The organism is Shewanella sp. BJSY2023SW001, assembly GCF_047314685.1.
Taxonomy (GTDB): domain Bacteria; phylum Pseudomonadota; class Gammaproteobacteria; order Enterobacterales; family Shewanellaceae; genus Shewanella; species Shewanella indica.
On sequence record NZ_JBKORF010000042.1, the window covers coordinates 12,051 to 32,754 of the forward strand.

The 20,704-nt window shown below is 51.2% G+C and carries 19 protein-coding genes; 9 read left to right on the plus strand and 10 right to left on the minus strand.

Annotation, left to right across the window (positions count from 1 at the left end; translation table 11 throughout):
* Positions 1 to 301: 301 nt before the first annotated feature.
* The 4 genes from ACMHXH_RS09805 to fixA are packed head-to-tail and all read right to left on the minus strand — an operon-like array spanning position 302 to position 3,673.
* The gene (locus ACMHXH_RS09805) at positions 302 to 589 is read right to left on the minus strand and encodes a 4Fe-4S dicluster domain-containing protein (RefSeq protein WP_025010089.1); all 288 of its coding nucleotides are present in this window, start codon (positions 587 to 589) and stop codon (positions 302 to 304) included.
* Positions 586 to 1,878, minus strand: coding sequence for an FAD-dependent oxidoreductase (locus tag ACMHXH_RS09810; protein WP_039035759.1), 1,293 nt, complete (start codon positions 1,876 to 1,878; stop codon positions 586 to 588). The genes ACMHXH_RS09805 and ACMHXH_RS09810 overlap by 4 nt, the downstream gene beginning before the upstream one ends.
* A gap of 60 nt (positions 1,879 to 1,938) precedes the next feature.
* Positions 1,939 to 2,889: an FAD-binding protein gene (locus ACMHXH_RS09815; RefSeq protein ID WP_039035758.1), complete on the minus strand. Its 951-nt coding sequence runs from the start codon at positions 2,887 to 2,889 to the stop codon at positions 1,939 to 1,941.
* A 10-nt stretch (positions 2,890 to 2,899) separates the two neighbouring features.
* Positions 2,900 to 3,673 carry a putative electron transfer flavoprotein FixA gene (fixA, locus tag ACMHXH_RS09820; RefSeq protein WP_039035757.1) on the minus strand — a complete coding sequence of 258 codons (774 nt, stop codon included), beginning with the start codon at positions 3,671 to 3,673 and terminating at the stop codon, positions 2,900 to 2,902.
* Between the two features lie 533 nt (positions 3,674 to 4,206).
* Between fixA and ACMHXH_RS09825 the strand changes: the two genes are divergently transcribed.
* From ACMHXH_RS09825 to ACMHXH_RS09860, 8 genes are all read left to right on the plus strand, one after another.
* Positions 4,207 to 5,313 carry a hypothetical protein gene (locus ACMHXH_RS09825; protein ID WP_143078393.1) on the plus strand — a complete coding sequence of 369 codons (1,107 nt, stop codon included), beginning with the start codon at positions 4,207 to 4,209 and terminating at the stop codon, positions 5,311 to 5,313.
* A 128-nt stretch (positions 5,314 to 5,441) separates the two neighbouring features.
* Positions 5,442 to 6,962: an L-carnitine/gamma-butyrobetaine antiporter gene (gene caiT, locus ACMHXH_RS09830; RefSeq protein WP_039035755.1), complete on the plus strand. Its 1,521-nt coding sequence runs from the start codon at positions 5,442 to 5,444 to the stop codon at positions 6,960 to 6,962.
* A 62-nt stretch (positions 6,963 to 7,024) separates the two neighbouring features.
* Positions 7,025 to 8,167 carry a crotonobetainyl-CoA dehydrogenase gene (gene caiA / locus ACMHXH_RS09835; protein ID WP_109247168.1) on the plus strand — a complete coding sequence of 381 codons (1,143 nt, stop codon included), beginning with the start codon at positions 7,025 to 7,027 and terminating at the stop codon, positions 8,165 to 8,167.
* Between the two features lie 116 nt (positions 8,168 to 8,283).
* A complete protein-coding gene (gene caiB / locus ACMHXH_RS09840; protein ID WP_071476398.1) occupies positions 8,284 to 9,510 on the plus strand; it encodes an L-carnitine CoA-transferase in 1,227 nt (408 codons plus the stop codon).
* An 80-nt stretch (positions 9,511 to 9,590) separates the two neighbouring features.
* Positions 9,591 to 11,147 (plus strand): crotonobetaine/carnitine-CoA ligase, encoded by a 1,557-nt coding sequence (gene caiC, locus ACMHXH_RS09845; RefSeq protein WP_335911678.1) that lies wholly within the window; start codon positions 9,591 to 9,593, stop codon positions 11,145 to 11,147.
* A gap of 232 nt (positions 11,148 to 11,379) precedes the next feature.
* Complete coding sequence (caiD, locus tag ACMHXH_RS09850; RefSeq protein ID WP_025010097.1) at positions 11,380 to 12,165, plus strand: crotonobetainyl-CoA hydratase; 786 nt, start codon at positions 11,380 to 11,382, stop codon at positions 12,163 to 12,165.
* Between the two features lie 65 nt (positions 12,166 to 12,230).
* Positions 12,231 to 12,821, plus strand: coding sequence for a carnitine operon protein CaiE (gene caiE, locus ACMHXH_RS09855; protein ID WP_267959660.1), 591 nt, complete (start codon positions 12,231 to 12,233; stop codon positions 12,819 to 12,821).
* A gap of 25 nt (positions 12,822 to 12,846) precedes the next feature.
* Positions 12,847 to 13,788 (plus strand): alpha/beta hydrolase, encoded by a 942-nt coding sequence (locus ACMHXH_RS09860; protein ID WP_028780091.1) that lies wholly within the window; start codon positions 12,847 to 12,849, stop codon positions 13,786 to 13,788.
* Positions 13,789 to 13,946: 158 nt separating this feature from the next.
* Here ACMHXH_RS09860 and ACMHXH_RS09865 read toward each other — a convergent pair whose 3' ends face one another.
* The 4 genes from ACMHXH_RS09865 to ACMHXH_RS09880 all read right to left on the minus strand — a co-directional run bounded on the left by ACMHXH_RS09865 (position 13,947) and on the right by ACMHXH_RS09880 (position 17,678).
* Positions 13,947 to 14,408, minus strand: coding sequence for a TlpA family protein disulfide reductase (locus ACMHXH_RS09865; protein WP_162206604.1), 462 nt, complete (start codon positions 14,406 to 14,408; stop codon positions 13,947 to 13,949).
* Positions 14,409 to 14,410: 2 nt separating this feature from the next.
* Positions 14,411 to 16,579, minus strand: coding sequence for a TonB-dependent receptor plug domain-containing protein (locus ACMHXH_RS09870; protein WP_039034654.1), 2,169 nt, complete (start codon positions 16,577 to 16,579; stop codon positions 14,411 to 14,413).
* Between the two features lie 220 nt (positions 16,580 to 16,799).
* Positions 16,800 to 17,492: a pyrimidine 5'-nucleotidase gene (yjjG, locus tag ACMHXH_RS09875; RefSeq protein ID WP_071476396.1), complete on the minus strand. Its 693-nt coding sequence runs from the start codon at positions 17,490 to 17,492 to the stop codon at positions 16,800 to 16,802.
* Between the two features lie 60 nt (positions 17,493 to 17,552).
* On the minus strand, positions 17,553 to 17,678 hold the full coding sequence (locus ACMHXH_RS09880) for a hypothetical protein (protein WP_267959655.1): 126 nt from the start codon (positions 17,676 to 17,678) through the stop codon (positions 17,553 to 17,555).
* 118 nt (positions 17,679 to 17,796) lie between these two features.
* Between ACMHXH_RS09880 and ACMHXH_RS09885 the strand changes: the two genes are divergently transcribed.
* Complete coding sequence (locus tag ACMHXH_RS09885; RefSeq protein ID WP_039034656.1) at positions 17,797 to 18,567, plus strand: HNH endonuclease; 771 nt, start codon at positions 17,797 to 17,799, stop codon at positions 18,565 to 18,567.
* Between the two features lie 41 nt (positions 18,568 to 18,608).
* On the opposite strand, the gene ACMHXH_RS09890 is transcribed toward ACMHXH_RS09885, so the two are convergent.
* On the minus strand, positions 18,609 to 19,673 hold the full coding sequence (locus tag ACMHXH_RS09890) for a phosphotransferase enzyme family protein (protein ID WP_335911677.1): 1,065 nt from the start codon (positions 19,671 to 19,673) through the stop codon (positions 18,609 to 18,611).
* Complete coding sequence (locus tag ACMHXH_RS09895) at positions 19,666 to 20,601, minus strand: NTP transferase domain-containing protein (RefSeq protein ID WP_335911676.1); 936 nt, start codon at positions 20,599 to 20,601, stop codon at positions 19,666 to 19,668. Before ACMHXH_RS09895 ends, ACMHXH_RS09890 begins: the two co-directional genes overlap by 8 nt.
* Positions 20,602 to 20,704: the final 103 nt, after the last annotated feature.

Here is a 20,704-nt window from a genome sequence, read left to right on the forward strand (position 1 = left end):
AAAAATGTGCCATTAATCTTCAGTCTGATTTCTCAACCGAGAAATACTGAATAAAAAATGGAATTAAAACAAATCTGAAGCTCAAAAGTGAGAAAACGGTTACAATTAGCAAACTACATAAATAGCATGTAAAACTTAAATAGGCTGAATAATGGATAAGAGCATAGCGCTTAAAACAAATAGTTATTTCACCCTGTTGACTAAAAAGAGTGGACAACCTTGAAAGTGTATGCTCTCACTTTGCACAATCGAGCTCGTTAGAAAACTAACTTAAATTCAGATTTAAGGTTTTCGAGCGGCACTAACCATAACGATATTCAATACCGAATGTACCTCTGGGGTATTCCCACTTCTTGATAATGGTCTCGCCGCAAAGCATTTTACAAGTGCCACATTCCAAGCAACCGGCAGAGTCAAATTTTAAGCTGCCGTCGTCCTGAATTTTATAAAGTCCTGCAGGGCAAGCATTGACCAATTTACGAAATTCATTAATATCCGGGTTTTCAACAAGCTCAATATGTGGATGCCCTTCATCAACATAGAACTTATTCACCCCCAATTTCACATCAACATTAACTGGCTCGCTCATATCGCTGTCATCCCCTTAATACCATCTTTGATCAGATTCATATAACCCACTTCTTTGGCATGCTTCATCAGGGTCTTGCGCAGAGGCTGCGAGGCGCTGCCATCTATGGTGAACATCTCCTGCATGAGATCGGCGACCAGCTTGGGATACTGATTGAAGATCCTTGGGTTCTCCATAAAGGCGGGTAATTTCTGGTACAGCTTGAGATCTTTCATGATAAAGCTGTTGTCCAACAGTGTTTGATAGGCACTGAGTCCAGCGGCACTGAAATCATTCTTGGCCTTGGCTGCGAGCACGGCTCTGGCTGCAGCCTCACCAGATGCGATAGCCAAGTCCATTCCGCGGACCGTATAGCCCACGTTGATACAGAAACCTGCGGCATCACCGGCAATCAAGACACCATCATCCACCAGCTTGGGCACCATGTTCAGTCCGGCTTCGGGAACCACGTGGCCTGAGTACTCGAGTAGCTTGCCGCCTTCAATCAAAGGCTTGATCGCCGGATGATTCTTGAAGTCTTCCAGCATCTGCGGCACTGTCTTGGTGGAGGTTTCGATATGGTGCAAACCACACACTACGCCCAGAGAGACTGTGTCTTTATTGGTGTAGAGGAAGCCCCCACCCAAGAGACCATTGGAAGGTGAACCGGCAAACAACCAGGCAACCCCTTCGTCACCACTGACATTAAAACGATCCTTAATCTGCTGCTCGGACAGGGCAATCAGCTCCTTGGCACCGACCGCCATGGCACTGGCTTGCACCTTGGGCTTCACCATGCCGATCTGCTCACCCAGAAGTGGATTGACTCCTTCAGCCAGAATCACTGTCTTGGCCAGCAGTGAATCGCCATCGGCTTCTACACCCACAACCTTACCGTCTTCCTTGAGAATTTTTTCGACCCGAATACCGGTAATAAACTGAGCCCCGGCTTCCTCGGCTTGCTCGGCCAACCACTGGTCGAAAGTGCCCCTGAGCAGAGTATAAGATTCCTCTACCGGCTCCTGACCACGGCCGTTGTGATAGTCCAGAGTTACTGCCGTATCATCAGTGAGAAACGATACTTTTTCTTTGGTGACCTTACGCTCCAGCGGTGCCCGCTTGGCAAAGTCAGGCATGATCTTTTCCAGGCTGTGAGCATAGAGTCTACCGCCAGTCATATTCTTGGCCCCGGCATAGTTGCCGCGTTCAATCACCAGAACATCGGCGCCCTGACTGGCCAGGACATAGGCAGCAACGCAGCCGGCGAGTCCGCCTCCCACTATGATTGCGTCAAATGCATCTTCTGACATGCTGATCCTCTCTTGAATTCGAGACTACCGGCCCCTTGAGCCGGTAGTCGGGCCAGACAGTTAACCTTTGAAACTGTTCAGTAAGGCTGGAACTATCTTGTTGATATCACCGACAATGCCGTAGTCCGCATACTGGAAAATGGGGGCATTCTTATCTTTGTTGACGGCGATAATGGTTTGGGAATCATTAACACCGACCATGTGCTGGATCTGACCTGAAATACCGACAGCCACATAGACATCTGGCTTGATCATCACACCTGAAACCCCAATGTAGCGCTCACGCTCCATCCATTTTTCGGTTTCGGCGATCGGGCGACTACAACCCAGTTCGGCTCCCACATTGTCGGCCAGCTGTTCAAGCAACTTCAGGTTGTCGAGAGAACCGATACCGTTACCTACACCGATAACGCGCTTAGCCTTACCCAAATCCACATTGGACTTTTCTTTTGGCCGACGAGCCAGGCAACGAATCCCATTGGCGGGGGCAACAAATTCCAGAGCGATAGTTTCGGCGCTGCGACCCGCTTCTTCGGCAGGCAATTCCTTGAAGGCACCGGCAGCCAGAGTCACTACGGCAATTTGAGAGCTGATCTTCTCTTCACCTATGGCCAGGCCACCGTAGACCAGGTGCTTGGCACCCACATGGCCTTCACCATCGACTGTGAGTTCGGCGGCATCATTGAAAACCCCGGCACTCAGGCGCACACCCAGCTTGGCAGCCAACGCCTTGCCACGACGGCTGGCAGGCAGCAAGACCAAAGATTGCTGCGCTTGGGCTTCAATCGCCTTGGCCATGGTCAGAGCATAATCTTCAACTATGCGGCTAGAATCCTTCTCACCCAGGTGATACACCTTGTTTGCGCCCAGTGCCGCAGCCCTGGCGACTTCATCGGCACCCCCCAAGACAAATACAGAAACACTGTTACCCAGTTGCAGACCGGCGGCCATTACTTCGGGCAGACGAGCGGCCTCACTGCTGAAAACCCAAACATTTGCTAGCTTGCTCATTTCATCCCCCTCAATTCAATACGTTGCCAATATGACCGACAAACTCGGCAACCTGGCCATCGTCATCACCCTCGATGATGATCTGTTTGCGAGCCTTCTGCTCAGGCGCAGTAATAGACACCAGCTCAACCAGTTGTGGGATCTCTTCCAGCGCCAGATCGGCATAAGCCAACTTGTTGACCGGCTTTTTACCTGCGGCCAGAATGGCTTTCATTGAAGGGATTTGAGGTTCGTTGATATCGGCAGAAACCGCCAACACGGCAGGAAGCGACAACTCCAGTTCTTCAACTTCATCGTCCAGCTCGCGCTCGACCCGGACCACACCATTGGCGACTTCCAAAATCTTGCTGACACCATTGATGCAAGGTACTTGCAGCAATTCACCAAGCAGCAAACCTACCTGCTGGGCGTAGATGTCACCCGAACCGTCACCGCAGAGGATCAGCTCAAACCCTTCCTGCTTGGCAGCAGCAGCCAAGACTCGGGCAGTTTGATGGGGCAGCGCCTGCTCCAGCTTGGGATCGCAAACCAGGGTCAGCGCGTCCGGGCCTCTTGAGAGGATATCTTTGCAGGCTTTGGGGGCGGCCAGTGCATCTGCGCCTATACTCAACGCCGTAATGCTGCAATCGCTCTGGGTTGCCTTGATTTGTACCGCAGCTTCAACGGCACACAGATCGAATTGGCCTATCTTTTTGTTTACATTACTTGTATCTACAGGAAGGTTGGGAATGACTTTGATATCCTGCTCTTCCGGGACAAGCTTATAACATGCAATGATCTTCATCTTATCTCCAGTCTAAGTATCACTATAAACATTCGTCTCTACTGGTTTACATTCCTCAACATTGGTGATCGGAAACCCATAATCAATAAAATTTCAGGCTTGCATCACACAAAGTCGCACCCTCCTGGGTAACGAAAGGGAATAAAAGTCCACACCCATTTAGATATCAATATGGATAATAGATTAGTTCACCTTAACCAAATTTAGAGTTGCTTAATTGATTATCAGATTAATTAAATAAACCTCTCACAATCCATCAGCGTCATTTTATTAATACAAGCTATTTTCAATTAAGACCAAACAAATTCGTTTGTTGAGCCACTTTTTGTGAGCAATATCCAACTTTTCAACCAAATTAAACAAAACCTGATTACATAACGACCTTCAATGGTTCATTTTCACCGTTTTTATTGATTTACATCACACATTTTAGAGCAAGATAACAATCCATTGACCAAAAGTGTGATGCGGGAATGTTTTTTTATTTATTACCGAAACCATAATCGGTTCAAATTAAAAACGGAGAGTGATGAATGAATAAGTTTAAGCTAAAAAACATAAGCTTAATGTTATTAGGACTAACGCTTAGCATGCCAAGTTTGGCAGTAGACATCAGTGGTTCAATAAGAGCTAACTACAGTATTAAAGATTTTAGTGATGCTTCAAAAGCTACGGGTGGCGACTTTGATTTCAACACCTTGGGAATAAAACTCTCCCAGGATTTTGAAGACTATGGATTTGTCGCTGAATACCGCTTTGCCGATGGCTATGACTACCTGAAAAATGGTTATGCCTATTGGAATGCCAATGAAGATTTAACTCTACAGCTAGGGGTGGTCAACAAGGCATTTGGTAATAAGAACTTTGCTTCCCACAACTGGTGGTATAGCCTCAACTACTACCTTGGTTTCGAAGATGATTATGGTGTTGGATTCAACATAAACCATAAATTCAATAACTTAGAAACAGACTTCTCTTTCATCCAGAGTTCTCTCTATAAGGGCAGCGACTATCGTAATTTCGCCGGTACTATAGGTTCAGGCACAGTCAATGGCACTACCTACAATAACAAGGAATACAATACCGCCAGTCTGCGCGAGACCTACAGATGGGAAAACGATAACTGGCAAGTGCTCTTGGGAGCCTCTGTTGAATACGGCCAACTTTATAATCCGGTTGCCGATGAATCAGGAGATAACCTGAACTATGCCGTACACCTGGATGCAAAATATCGTGGCTGGGGTGTACAGCTCCAGTATTTGAAATATGACTTTGATCAATATGATGATGGTCAAATAGATACTTCAAAAATTGGTGTTGGTGCAGTAAATGGTTTTTATGAAGTAGCCGCCAAAGGCGACATCATGACCTTCAACCTGTCAAAAGTTTTTGATACCCAATGGGGTGGTCAATTCACCTTCTATAACGACTTCAGTATTTTAACCCCTGACGAATCACACTTTGATGACTCTGTACTTAACAGTACTGGGGTATCTCTTTCATACAAACAATTCTTTGTATATGTCGACTATTATCATGCCAAAAATGTTCTCTGGCTAGGTGACAATAGTCTGGGTCTAGAGGACAGCGATAAGGAGTGGAATGGTCGATTCAACATTCACCTGCAATATTGGTTTTAATAACTGAGCTATTTAACCAGTAGCTCAAACCCAAATCATTTTATATTAATCTGAGGTTTTTTATTAAACCTTACGGGCTCACCTTTCCTGAAAATCAGTTAAAGACTTTTTGGGCATGGAGAATTTTGATGAGTGAAAATAAAAAGATCAAAAAGGCCGGTATTGAAGCGAAAATATTTTTCCCTTCATTATTGGTGGTGATCCTTCTCTCCTACTTTACCGTGAGAGACCTAGATGCAGCCAATGAAGTTATCAGTGCAGTCTTCCATTACTTAACCCATAGCTGGGGCTGGGCATTTGAATGGTACATGATAGTCATGCTGGCCGGCTGGCTCTGGTTACTATTCGGTCCTTATGCCAATAACCGTCTCGGTAATGAAGAACCTGAATTCAGTACCGGAAGCTGGATCTTCCTGATGTTTGCCTCCTGTACCTCAGCCGCCGTGCTGTTCTGGGGTTCATTGGAGATCTACTACTATGTCAGTTATCCCCCATTTGAAATGGAACCTCTGACAGTCCAAGCCAAAGAATTTGGTCTGGCCTATAGTTTGTTCCACTGGGGACCACTGCCATGGGCCGGTTATGCCTTCTTCTCTGTCGCTCTGGGTTACTTCCTGTTCGTAAAGAAAATGGACGTGGTACGCCCCAGCGGTACGCTTTATCCCATCATGGGCAAGAAGTGTGAAGGCATCATAGGCACCATCATAGATAACATCTATGTCGTAGCGCTAATCCTGGCCATGGGTACCAGCCTGGGTCTGGCAACGCCTCTGGTTACCGAGTGTATTCAATATCTGTTCGGTATTCCGCGCACCATTGAAGTGGATGCCACCATCATCTCAGCCTGGATCATCTTCAATGCTATTTGTGTGGCCTTTGGTCTACAAAAAGGGATCAAGATTGCCAGTGACCTGCGCAGCTACCTGAGCATCATCATCCTCGCCTGGGTACTCATCATTGGCGCCACCACCTTCACAGTAAACTACTTTACCGATTCCATCGGGGTATTGCTGATGAACATGGGCCGCATGCTGTTCTACACAGCTTCCGTCAGCGACAGCAGCTTCCCTCAAGACTGGACAGTGTTCTACTGGGCCTGGTGGGTAGTTTACGGCATCCAGATGTGTATCTTCCTGGCCAAGATCTCCCGCGGCAGAACCGTGCGTCAGCTGTGTCTGGCGATGGTGGGCGGCCTGACAGCTTCTACCTGGTTGCTGTGGACCATTCTAGGCAGTAACACACTTAATCTGATGAATGAAAATATCGTCAATATGCCTGCCTTGATTGAACAATATGGTGCCGCCAGGGCCATTATTGAAACCTGGGCCGCTTTGCCAATGAGCACCATCACCATGTGGATGTTCTTTATTCTGTGTTTCTTGGCAACAGTGACATTAATTAACGCCTGTTCTTACACCTTGGCCATGTCAACCTGTAAAGGCGTCGATGCGGATAATGAACCACCGGTTTGGGTTCGTGTAGGTTGGTCTGTATTGGTCGGTGTTATCGGTATTGTTTTGTTGGCACTTGGTGGATTAAAACCATTGCAAACAGCGATTATTGCCGGCGGTGCGCCTCTCATTTTCGTGAACATAATGATCATTATCTCATTCTTGAAAGATTCACGAAAAAATAATTGGAAGAGTTAATCTAATTATAGATTCACCTCACACCTTAACTTGATTAAATATATTTATATAGGGGAGTTTTCATGGATTATCGTTTAACAGATGAGCAGGAACTATTCGTTAAAGGTGTTCGTGACTTAATGGAAAGAGAAAATTGGGAACAATATTTCTCTGAGTGCGATGAAAATAGTCAATATCCAGAAAGATTTGTAAAAGAACTGGCTGATATGGGCATAGATAGCCTGTTACTGCCGGAAGAGTTCGGCGGCATGGAAGCCGGACTGATGACCTTGGCGGTTATCTGGGAAGAGTTGGGCCGCCTCGGTGCCCCCACCTATGTCCTGTTCCAGTTGGCCGGCTTTACCACGGTACTGAAACACGGCACCCAAGAACAGATCGACAAGATCATGGCCTTCCTGGGTACAGGTAAACAGATGTGGAACTCCGCCATCACCGAGCCGTCTGCCGGTTCCGATGTTGGTAGTCTGCTGACTACCTATACTCGCCGCGATGGCAAGATTTACCTCAATGGCACCAAGTGCTTTATCACCAGTGCCGCCGGTTGCCCATTCCTGGTTGTGATGGCCAAAGACTCAGCCTCTGAGAAACCTGTGTTCTCCGAGTTCTTCGTCGACATGACCAAACCAGGTATCAAAGTCAGCAAGCTCCCCAAACTCGGTCTGAAGATGGACAGCTGCTGTGAAGTGCAGTTCATCGATGTGGAGCTGGAAGAGAAAGACTTCTTCGGCACTGAAGGTAACGGCTTCCTGCGGGTAAAAGAAGAGTTCGATGACGAACGCTTCCTGGTGGCCTGCACCAACTATGGTACGGCTTACTGCGCCTTCGAAGACGCCGCCAAGTATGCCAACCAAAGGGTACAGTTCGGTGAAACCATTGGCCGCACTCAGCTGATCCAGGAGAAGTTTGCCCATATGGCCATCGAGCTGAACAACATGCGCAACATGATCTATCACACTGCCTGGAAAGCCGACAACGGCATGATGACCTCTGGTGACGCGGCCATGTGTAAGTACTACTGCGCCAACGCCGCCTTCCGGGTAGTCGACCATGCCATGCAGGTCTTCGGTGGCTACGCCATCGCCGGTGAACACCGCATCAGCCGCTTCTGGCGCGATCTGCGGGTAGACAGAGTCTCTGGTGGTTCAGACGAAATGCAGATCCTGACACTGGGTCGCGCAGTGCTGAAAGAGTACCGCAACAAATAGTTGCCCTTGAGTACCGGCCGGGCTTGCCAATCTCCCTGCTCCCGGTGAAACCGGCTGGTCGATATGACGCTGCACACAGCGCCATCTATGCCAAGAATTGCTAGAAGGAACAGATCATGTCACAACACTTATCTATGCCTACATTCGGTCCGCTCTCCGGTCTCAGAGTGGTGTTTTCCGGTATCGAGATTGCCGGCCCATTTGCCGGGCAACTGTTTGCGGAATGGGGTGCCGAGGTCATCTGGATTGAAAACGTGGCTTACACAGACACTATCCGAGTACAACCCAACTATCCAGAACTGTCTCGCCGCAACCTGCACGCCTTGTCGCTGAATATCTTCAAGGATGAAGGACGCGAAGCCTTCCTCAAGCTGATGGAAACCACAGACATCTTTATCGAAGCCAGTAAGGGCCCGGCCTTTGCCCGTCGCGGTATCACTGATGAAGTCTTATGGGAACGCAACAAAAAGTTAGTTATCGCTCACTTATCTGGGTTTGGTCAATACGGCACCGAGGAATACACTCACCTGGCCGCGTATAACACCATTGCCCAGGCCTTCAGCGGCTATCTGATGCAAAACGGCGATGTCGACCAACCCATGGCATCCTTCCCTTATACAGCTGATTATTTTTCAGGTATGACAGTAACCACATCTGCACTGGCAGCCCTGTATAAGGCGCAGCAAACAGGTGTTGGCGAAAGCATCGATGTGGCCATGTATGAAGTTATGTTACGCATGGGCCAATATTTCATGATGGACTACTTCAACGGCGGCAAGATGGCACCACGCCAGTACAAAGGCCGTGACCCTTACTATGCCGGTTGTGGCCTGTACAAGTGTGAAGACGGCTACATAGTGATGGAAATGGTCGGCGTCACCCAGATTGAAGAGCTGTTCAAAGACATAGGTCTTGGCCACCTGCTGCACACAGAAGCCATACCGGAAGGCACTCAGCTTATCCACCGTATCGAATGCCCACATGGACAGGAAATTGAAGATGCGCTGGAACGTTACATAGGCCAACGCACCATTGAACAGGTGCGCGAACGCTTCGCTGAACTGAAAATTGCCTGTGCCAAGGTACTCAGCGCCGAAGACCTGGAGTCCAACCCTCAGTACATTGCGCGTGAGTCGATCACCGAGTGGCAAACTATGGACGGCCGCACCTGCAAGGGCCCCAATGTGATGCCCAAATTCAAGAACAACCCAGGCCAGATCTGGCGCGGCATGCCAAGCCACGGCATGGATACCGATGCCATTCTCAAAGATATCGGCTACGACGAAGCCGCTATCCAGGAGTTGGTGAATAAAGGGCTGGCCAAAATCAAAGGAGACAAATAACTCCTGAAGTCGCGCGAAGGCTTGTGTTCAAGCCTTCGCAGTATACCCCGCTGAAAACGTTTTATTGAGCAAGGTGTCAAATGGATATAATAGCTGGACAAGATTTACGTCAAACTTGGGATGATCTGGCCCTCAACTATGGAGAGAAAACGGCGCTTATCGTCGAAAACCTTCATGGGCTGGCCCAGGAATACAGTTATGCCGGACTCAATAAAGAGATCAACCGCACCGCCAACCTGTTTCATTCGCTGGGCGTCACCAAAGGTGAAAAGGTGGCTCTGCATATCAACAACTGTGCCGAGTTCATCTTCTGCTGGTTCGGTCTGGCCAAGATAGGTGCCATCATGGTGCCGATAAATACTCATCTGCTGCTGGAAGAAACCGCCTACATTCTGGACAAATGTGCTATCTCGCTGGTGGTTACCAGCAGCGATTTTCAATCACTCTATAGCTGTTTGCAGCAAGATCCCGGCTCTCCACTACAGCAGATACTGCTGATTGCCGATGATCCTGCCACCGAGCCGGCCAATATTCTCAATTTTCACCGCCTAAGGCTGGCACAACCCGACGAGCTGCAACACAGAGCGCCATTAAGCAGCAGCGATGTTGCCGAAATCCTGTTTACCTCGGGTACCACTTCCCGCCCCAAGGGGGTGGTAATTACCCACTACAATCTCAGATTCGCCGGTTACTATACCGCCTGGCAATGTGCCCTTAGGGACGATGATATCTACCTGACCCCCATGCCCGCCTATCATATCGACTGCCAGTGCACCGCAGCCATGGCGGCCTTTTCGGCGGGAGCCACCTTTGTGATGCTGGAAAAATTCAGCGCCCGCGCCTTCTGGGGGCAAATCTGTAAGTATCGTGCCACGGTCACAGAATGTATCCCGCTGATGATCCGCACCCTGATGATGCAGCCGCAAATGCCCTGGGAGAAACAGCATTGCCTGCGTGAAGTATTGTTCTACCTCAACCTGTCGGATCAAGAAAAAGACGCCTTTGTCGAACGCTTTAACGTGCGCCTGTTTACCTCATACGGCATGACAGAAACCATAGTCGGCGTCATAGGCGACCGCCCAGGTGACAAGCGGCGCTGGCCCTCCATCGGCCGGGTCGGCATGGGCTATCAGGTAGAGATCCGCGATCAACAAGGGCGCCCACTACCTCCCGGCGAGACCGGGGAGATCTGCATCAAGGGCGAACCGGGTAAGACACTGTTTCGTGAATACTACAAATTGCCGGAAGAGACCGCCAAGACACTCTCGGCCGACGGTTGGCTGCACACAGGCGACTCAGGCTACGTCGATGAGGAAGGTTTTTTCTATTTTATCGATCGCAGCTGCAACATGATCAAACGCTGCGGCGAAAATATCTCCTGTGTCGAACTGGAAAACATTATTTCCGAGCACCCCAAAATTGCCGATGTCGCCATTATTGGGGTGAAAGACTCAATTCGAGATCAAGCCATCAAGGCTTTTATTGTCTTGCATGAAAACCAGACAATTACCGAAGAGGAGTTCTTCGAATACTGTGAAGAACATATGGCTAAATTTAAAGTGCCTTCTTTTCTTGAAATCAGAAAGAGTTTACCGAGAACTTGTTCGGGAAAAATAAAAAAGAAGAGTCTTTGCTAACAACCAGCCAAACAAATAAACCGAATTAAAATTTTAAGCCTTCAATATATCGAAGGCTTAAAAGCAAACCGTAAAAACCAAAAAGTATTTGGTAAGTTGCTTATTACCAATAAATGTAATAGCTGGGTAATATCTGCTTAAGCCATAGATGATTGTGGCCTTAGGCTGGCGATAAGCGTTAACTGTATTTCGCACATACTCAGTGATATTTTAATCCAGATGGAGTATTAGCATGAACGAATCGTTACACATACGCCGCAATGGCCATATTCTGGAAATCACCCTGGATCGCCCCAAGGCCAACGCCATAGATGCCAAGACCAGTTTTGCCATGGGTGAAGCCTTTATCGCTTTTCGTGATGATCCGGAACTGCGGGTGGCAATTATCACCGGGGCCGGTGAGCGCTTCTTCTCTGCCGGCTGGGATCTGAAAGCCGCCGCCGAGGGCGAAGCCCCGGATGCCGACTTTGGTCCTGGTGGTTTTGCCGGTCTGACTGAGCTGTTCGATCTGGACAAGCCTGTTATCGCCGCCGTCAACGGTTATGCCTTCGGTGGTGGTTTCGAACTGGCCCTGGCCGCCGACATGATAGTCTGCAGCGACAACGCCAGCTTCGCCCTGCCTGAAGCCAAACTGGGTATAGTACCGGATAGCGGCGGCATGCTGCGTCTACCCAAGCTGATCCCACCTGCGATTGTCAATGAAATGATGATGACAGGCCGCCGCATGGATGCCCAGGAAGCGCTGCGCTGGGGCATAGTCAACCGGGTAGTGGACAACAGCCAACTGATGGAAACCGCCCGAGAGTTGGCGCAGGAGATCACCCAGAGTGCTCCTCTGGCCATCGCCGCTCTGAAAGAAGTTTATCGCACCACCAGCGAAATGCCGGTGGAAGAAGCCTATCGCTTTATCCGCAGCGGTCAGCTGAAACATTATCCATCAGTATTGCATTCAGAAGACGCGCTGGAAGGGCCACAGGCCTTTGCCGAAAAACGCGATCCTGTCTGGAAAGGCAAATAATTTAAGGAAAGCACGCCAACCGGGACAAGGATGTCCCACCCCTGCAACCCACCAGGATAAATACCATGAGCTGTTATGCATTTGAAGGTCTGATCCCTGTTGTCGACCCCAGCGCCTTTGTTCACCCCAGTGCCGTACTGATAGGCGATGTAATAGTCGGCGCCAATGTCTACATCGGCCCTCACGCTTCCCTTCGCGGTGATTATGGTCGGCTGATCCTCAAGGCCGGCAGCAACCTGCAGGATGGCTGCATCATGCACGGCTATTGCGATCAAGACACCATAGTCGCCGAAGATGGTCATATCGGCCATGGCGCCGTGCTGCACGGCTGCATCATAGGTCGCAATGCCCTGATAGGCATGAACAGCGTGATCATGGATGGCGCCGAGATAGGGCCAGACAGCATAGTCGGCGCCATGAGCTTTATCAAAGCCGGCTTTCAGGGCCAACCGCGGCAGTTACTGGCAGGCTCTCCCGCCCGATATATCCGCGATGTCACAGAGCAGGATCTACACTGGAAACGCCTCAATACCCGGGAATATCAGGCACTGGTGCCGCGCTGCCACAACTCCCTTCGGGAAGTGAGGCCGCTGACACAAGCCGAAGCCAACCGTCCCAGGCTCAAAGGGGTCACAGAGGTGACCTACAAGGCCTGATCCCCTTGCTGAATGGAGTACCCGTATGCCACTCAATCCCCAGGTTGAAACCTTCCTGCAGCAAACCTATGCCGCAGGCTTTACCCCCTATGAAGATCTGGCGCCCGAGGCCGGTCGTCATCAGGAACACAGCGATATTCCCCCGGCCAGGCCACCGGAAGAGATGGCCGCCGTTGAACACAGATTTATTCCCGGCCCTACCGCCGACCTGCCGGTTAGGATTTACCGCCCGAAACACAGCGAACAACCCCAACCGGCGCTGATCTACTTTCACGGCAGCGGCTGGATGGTGTCGAACATAGAGATCAATGACCCCTTCAGCCGGGCACTGGCCAAGAATTGCGGCGTGGTGGTGATTGCCGTTAATTATCAAAAGGCGCCGGAGCACAAGTTCCCCATCCCCATGGATGACTGCTACGCGGCAACCCTGTGGGTGTTCAAACACGCCGAGAGACTGGGGCTGGATCCCAAGCGAATCGGTATCTTTGGCGACAGCGCCGGTGCCAATCTCGCCGCAGCGGTGGCATTGAGGTGCCGTGATGAAGATTCGGCAGATCTCGCCTGCCAGGTGCTGGTTTATCCGCCGGTGCAGTACGGCTGGCACACGGCCTCGGCCGAGAAATACGCCACAGGTTTTTTGCTGCACAAGGACAGCATGAAGTACTATTGGAACCACTATCTGCGCAGCCCGGCCGATGCCATTCATCCCTATTGCTCACCTTTGCTGGCAACCGACCACAGCAAGCTGCCTGCAACCTTGCTCTACTGCGCCGAATGCGATCCCCTGTGCGACGACAGCCGTCTGTACGCCGACAAGTTGGCGACTTCCGGCGTAGCCGTACACTATCAGCGCTACCCGGGCACGATTCACGGCTTTATCAAGATGTTGGGAGTATTCGATCAGGCCGATGAATTCCAGCGCGATGTCGGCGCCCAAGTAAGAGAGCTGCTGGCGGTCAAGGATTAACGATTAAAGCACCTGAGTTTGACAGCCCTGAAATTGGGCACCCAAACAGCCACCAGACATCACCACCTCCATGGGAGGGGTTTAAGATTGACAACAAAATGCCCGGCTCGATGCCGGGCATTTTTATTTCGATGGGTTCAGGTTTGAATTTGGCTCACTCAGGCCGCCGGGCAGAGCTGCGCCTGCAGTTCGGCTTCCCCGGTCAAACCACGATAGCCCTTAATTAACCTGCCCTTGCTGTCCAGCAGCAACAAGATAGGGGTTGCCGGAATGCCGCCCATATCCCTGACCAGCTCCATTGGCGCTCTATAGGCCTCAAACGGAAAGTTGAGGCGAAACAGCGCCCGTTTCAGGGCCAGTTGATTACCATTGACGCCGAGCGCCACCGGCTGCAGATGACCAGGACACAGCTGATGTAACTTTTTCAGCACCGCCGCCTGCTTGACACACCAGGGGCACTCGGGCTCAAAGAACATCAGCACAGCACTCTGGCCCTCGAGATGTGCCAGCGTCTGTTGTTCCTGCCCGCGAAGGGGCTGAAACTGATAGTCGCGGGTCAGCTGTGAGGCCTGCAACGGCATGGCACACAACAGCAATATTCCCAGAGCCAGGCGCTTCATAATCAGAACACCAGTTTCATGCCGGCATAGATCTCTCTGCCACGCAGCGGGCCATAGATGTAACCCACATCGAAGGCGCCTTCGGCGTCATAGAACAAGGGGCTTTCTTCATCACCGGCCTGGGTGTAGTCAAACAGGTTGCTGACCCCGGTATAGAAAGACAGGTTGTCGTTGAACTGATAGCTGGCACGCAAGTCCAGGGTAAAGTAGGACGGCGCATCAGTACGTTTCTTCGAGTCGGGATCCACCTTACCGTTGGCATCCAGGCGGTTGTAACCTTCATAGCCATACTGCGACAGATCGCGGCTGCCAATCCACACCAGGTTGGCGAAAAATTCCCAGTCGTTGACGTCCCAATCCACGCTCAGGGTCACTCGCTCCTCGATAGGTGCCACGGCATAGGAAGACTTGAATACCGAGTCATAGTCGAAGTGCTCGCCGGTAAGGTTTACCGTCAGGTCATCGGTCAGACGATAACCCAGAGCGATGTCTGTGGTCACCACACTGGCCTTCTCATCCAACTGGGTCAGCAATGGGATCCCTTGGTCGTTGGTGGTCAACGCCGCCAGATGCTCGACTTCGGTCCAGGCCACGGAGGCGGTAGAGGTGAGTCTGTCACCTTCGTAGCTCAGGGCATAGTTCACCGAGTTGGAACGCTCCAGTTCATCGATGTCGATATCAAACCCCAGTGAACCATCCAGAATGCCGTGATCAGTCTCGAAGAAAGACAGCGGTGCCCGATAGCCACGACCGGCAGACAGACGCGAGGTCCACAGCTCATTATGACGCAGGCGAATATCGACTCTGGGCGAGAGTATCGACTCATCCAGCTCTGTGCCCGGTTTACTGGGGTCGGTAAAGTCGGCAGTGATGCTGTCATAACGCAGTGCCATGGCAACTTCGAGGTCATCGGTCACCTGCCAGGTATCCTGCAGGTACAGGCCCTTGACATCATAGTCAAAAGAGTCGGAGACATAGTCAGGGTTGGCGCTGCCGGCGCGGGAGTGAGAGCGCATCTCTTCGGTACGCAGATCGGCACCAAAGGTCAACAGATGGCTGTCGTTAAGTAGGTAGTTGAATCTGGCGTCGAAGAACCACATCTTGTCATCGGCGGTATAGTCAAACCCTTCGTAGAAGGAGTCCTGTTTGTGCTCGGCATAGCTTACCGCCAGGTGCATGTTCCAGTCGTCGTTGAATTCCTTCAGCCAGGCCAGCGATGCCTCGTTACGCTCTGTCTTGATCCATTCGGTAGTTTCCCAAGCCTTGCCGGTATAGGGATTACGGATATCACCATCTTCAAACAGCTGTTGCGGCTCACTGGGCTTATCATCAAAACCTGAGAGTACATTGCCTATGCTGGAGGCGGTGCCATCGGCAAAGCTGCTGCCCAGCATGGGGCCACCAAAGATCTCCGACTGAATATTGGCCATGCGCAGCACCAGATTATCAAAGTCGCCGATATCCTGGGAAATTCTGGCGGTTACGCTGCGGTTTTCCTGCAGTGGCGCCTCGTTGACCTTGTTGTCATCGGCGTCGAACTGATCTCTGTCGTCATACTGAGCCACCAGCGTTGCCCGGGTGCGGCCGTCTTCACTGACGCCCTTGCCGAGGAAACCCACTTTGCGATAACCGTTTTCACCTGCGGCGACATCCAACTCGGCGCCGTTTTCGGTGGGCTCATAACTGATAATATTGATAGTACCGCCGATCGCCTCCGGGGCGATCAGTGAAGCACCGGCGCCGCGGGCCACTTCGATGCGTTCAATCCCGGTTGTGGGAATGGCATCGACGGCGTAATAACCGGAAATCATGGTATGCACCGGCAAACCATCCACCAGAATCGTGGTCTGTTCCCCTTTCATGCCGTTGAGCATGATGCGTTTTACACCGCACATGGAGCATTCGTTAGAGACTTTTACCCCGGGAGAGTTATCTATGGCTTCCGACAAATTAACGGCATTCTTGTTTTCTATGATGCTGGCGTCAACGACTTCCGTCTTCATTATAGTGTTGGCCAAAGTGCCGGCTTGCTCCAGCCGCTGCCTAACCCCTACCACACTCAAGCGCTCTATGTTTTCCGCTGCCGGCTCCTGCGTTTTTTCTGCTTCTGCCGCCATCAAATGCGGGCTCAACAGGGCCGCCAATACAACTGCCAGATAAGTCGGTTTCACTCAGATATCTCCCAAAATCAACAAAGTTGCGTAATATTATACGAATGATAATGATTATCACTTGATGAAGATCATGTTTTTTAACAGTCGTTTTAAAGGTGTATCTACACCCCTTAAAAGTAGTAACTGGCGGGCGGCGGTTTTATCAGCTACGCAGAAATGCGCAAGGCCCGCATAGTGGCGGGCCTTCGATTTGACAATCTTGTAGTGGAAGCGGCGATCAATTACATAACTGTTTTTGCAGTTCACTCAATGAACGTACCTCGATATGAGGCGTTATCCCTTCGGGAGCCGCCTCGCCTTTCACATTGAGCCAACAGGTATCCAGACCGGCCTTAAGGCCACCAAGAATATCCGAATGAGGGTTGTCACCCACCATCAATACCCGCTTACGCTCGGGTTGCTGCATCTTGGTCAGCGCATGTTCGAAAATACCCGGATCCGGCTTGGCCAGACCAACCTCTTCTGAAATCACCAACAGATCAAAGTGTTCGGCAAAGCCGGTCTTTTGCAACCGCACCTGCTGCAGCTCGGTAAAACCATTGGTGATAATCCCCAGGCGGGCACGCCCCTTGAGGCTATCAAGCAGTTCAGCAGCCCCGGGAAGCGGCTCACAGATATCGGCCATTGCCGTCATAAAGGCGCTATTGAGTTCAAAAGGTGTGCGCCCGAGACGTTTGGCCCAATGACTGAAACGGGTCAGTTGCAACTCGCTGGCGCTAATCTTGCCGTCCTGATAGGCCACCCACAGCGGCGCATTGGTTTGCTGATACTCGGCATAGTCGGCATCGCTGAAATCCACCCCATGACGGGAGAACATCAGCTTGAGCCCACGCGGCGCATCGAACTGAAACAGGGTTTCATCGGCATCGAACAATACCCACTGATAAGCCTGACTGTTAGAGTACGGCATGCTTCTCTCCTGTTTCTCCATTCTTCTTTAAACCCAAAACCATAACCCGAAAACACAGTGTTATGCAGGACACAAGTTGCGAATTTTACGCCTTGACGTCGGCGGCGTCCAACCCGCTGCCGCCAGGCGGGTTTGCGCCTTGGCCGCCAGGCGCTGCAGTATCACACCGCCCAAGGTCTGCACCATGATAGATTTTTTGCAGCAAAAGCGAATGCATAGGTGGGAACACGAATAAATAACCGAAAATTTTCCATTTGATTTAAAAGGAATAATATCCATACTGGCAGCGTCTCTAGGAGGGCTTATGGCAAATCAACGTAGGTGGGATCGGGATGAACTACTGGTGGCTTTTTATCTTTATAGCCACACGCCCTTTGGCAGAATAAGCCAGCGTAACCCAGAAATAATCCAGATAGCCGAACTCATGCAAAGGTCGGCCTCATCGCTATCGATGAAGATGGCTAATATTGCCAGCTGTGACCCCAGCATCACCTCTACAGGTCGCAGGGGACTCCCTGGTGCTTCTAGAGCCGACAAAACCATGTGGCAAGAGATGACCCAGGACTGGGAAACCTTCTATCTCAAAGCTTATGCTGCCCACCTGCAGTTAACACAATCCTCTGAGCCACAAAATGTAAAGTCCGCAGGGACTGACGATTTTCACGGTAGGGAAAGAGAGACGCTGACTAAGACCAGAGTCGGCCAACAAGTATTTAGAAGCTCGGTTTTGAGTGCCTATGATTTTCGCTGTTGCATAACAGGATTAGACATTCCAGAGTTACTGATTGCCAGCCATATAGTGCCTTGGAGCCAAGAGCCTAACCAACGTCTCAACCCCTGTAACGGCCTGTGTCTTTCCAGCTTGCATGACGCCGCTTTTGACAAAGGCTTGATCACCTTGAATTCCCATCTGGAGTTGCTGCTATCCCCTAAACTCCTGACGAAAAAAAATCGATATTTGAGTGACAGTTTTGAGCGCTTTGAAAACCAGCCGATTCGTCTACCAAACAAGTTTGCCCCGGCAGAAGAATATCTAGCCCTGCATCGCCAGCAGATTTTCCAGACAATATCGTAAAGGAGACCTCTCACCGCCCCTTTTCAGAGACGGCGAGATGCTCAAACCAAGCACGCCTCTAGGGCCTCGCTCTGCTGCAATAAGCTGAGATAGAGGGTGAACTGGTTGGCGGCTCTGTCCAGGTTGTGACCTTCGCGATGGATATGAAAATACTTATCCCCCAACAGATAGTCGGTAAGGAAACGCACACCTATCATAAGACAAATGACTCTGGCGCCCAGCCATAGACTCTGGCGCTCCAGTGGCGTCAACACCTCGCCCAGCTCTGCCAGGTAACCCCGGCAGATGGCGGCAAACACTTCGGGCCTGACTCTGACCTTATCGAGTGCGGTGGAGTCTTCGGCCTCGGGCGAGCAGAAGGTGCGCACCATGTCGCCGAAGTCATACATCAGGAAACCCTTCATGCAGGTGTCGAGATCTATGATGGCCATGCTGGACATATCACGCTTGTCGAACAGCATATTGTTGATCTTGGTGTCGTTGTGGCAAATCCGCAGCGGCAAACAGGCACAGGTATCTTCAAGCTCCGCAAGCAGCGATTGCTGGGACAAGGCCAACTCGGCCCACTGCCGACAGTGCTGCAGGCGCCCAAGCGGGTCCTCGGCAACCGCCTTGGAAAGTGCTTCGATTCTGCCTGGCAGATGATGAAACTTGGGGATCACATCTTCCAGTTCATGGGGGTCTACTTGGCTCAGGGCGCGCGCGAAATGGCCAAAGGCACGCGCCGCCTGTTCGGCCTCGGCCTCAGAGCGCACCACTTCGATGCTCTGACTGAAAGGCAGATAACTGATGGCGCGCCAGAATCCCTGTTCACCGAGATCCACCGCCAACTGCTGCTCGCGGGTCATCACAGGCCTTATCAGCTGCAGTTGATAGCCGCCTTCAGCAGCACACTGACTCAAATGCTCGCTGACCTTGGCTGCATTGTTAACCAAGGCGTTGGGCGCACGGAATACTTGAGTGTTGATCTTTTGCAGCACAAGTTCATCATCGGAGCTGCGGATCAGAAAGGTGTCGTTGATATGACCATTACCCAGCGGGCTGATTTTGGCATTATCAGGGATCCCGAAGTGAGGCAGCACCTGCTGCCGAATAAGTTCAAGCACCCATTAACTCCTGTAATTGCTGTTTCACCCGGGCGGCATCCTGGGGATATGTCACTCCCAACCAGGCCTCGCGGGCGATTTCCACCCTGACACTGCGGGTGGCTGGATTTTGCTGTTGCTGACACGGCTCTGGGTCTGGCTGCTCGATTGCATTTTGCACTATCGCAGGCAGATAACACTCGGCTTTAAGGTCATCACCATGGGTTGCCAAAAAGCGTCTGAGCCCTTGTTCCAGTGCGGTAAATATATTCGCCGAAAAGCCCCAGCAGGTCATGGATACCAAGGCATCGGCGGCTATCGGCCGGCGTTCACCCTGAAGCTCTCCCTCAAGGCCATGGGTGCCTGGACGAATATCGAGCCACTCCTGCACCGAAGTCAGGTAACCCTTCCCATTGACCTCACACAGGCCACGATTCACCCCGCCATGATCGGACAAGGTCAGTCCCAGCGGCCAGGCCACCATCATCCATTCATTGGGATATTGCCTAAGCCCTTCGGCCAACTGCACAAAGGCATGATCGCCATAATAATCATCTGCGGTGATCACTGCCATGGGGCCATCGACCAGATGCCTGGCACTCCAGAGGGCATGCGCCGTGCCCCAGGGTTTTTGCCTGTTACTGTGGCGCTTTGTGATATCCCCTGTCTGCCTTGCCGATACCGGCTGTGGCAGATCGTCCAGCGTCTGATAACAAAGATGCCACTCAAACCCGGAAGGCAGGAAGTCGCTTAACTGGCGACGGATCTCGCTTTCAAGCTCAGGACGGATAACCAGCACCGCACGGGCAAACCCGGCCTTGATGGCCGAGCGTAACGCCAATTGCAGCATGGTTTCCCCATTGGGCCCCAATGCCGCCAACTGTTTATCACCGCCAAAACGGCTTCCCAGCCCGGCGGCCATAATCACCAGAGTTAATTTTGTATCCATAAACTGTCGAATATGCCGCGAAGAAAGCCGAGCCGAAAGAAGCGAGGCAGTATAACAGAATCACAGCTCTGATGAATCAAAGCTGTGGTTAACCGTACGCCAA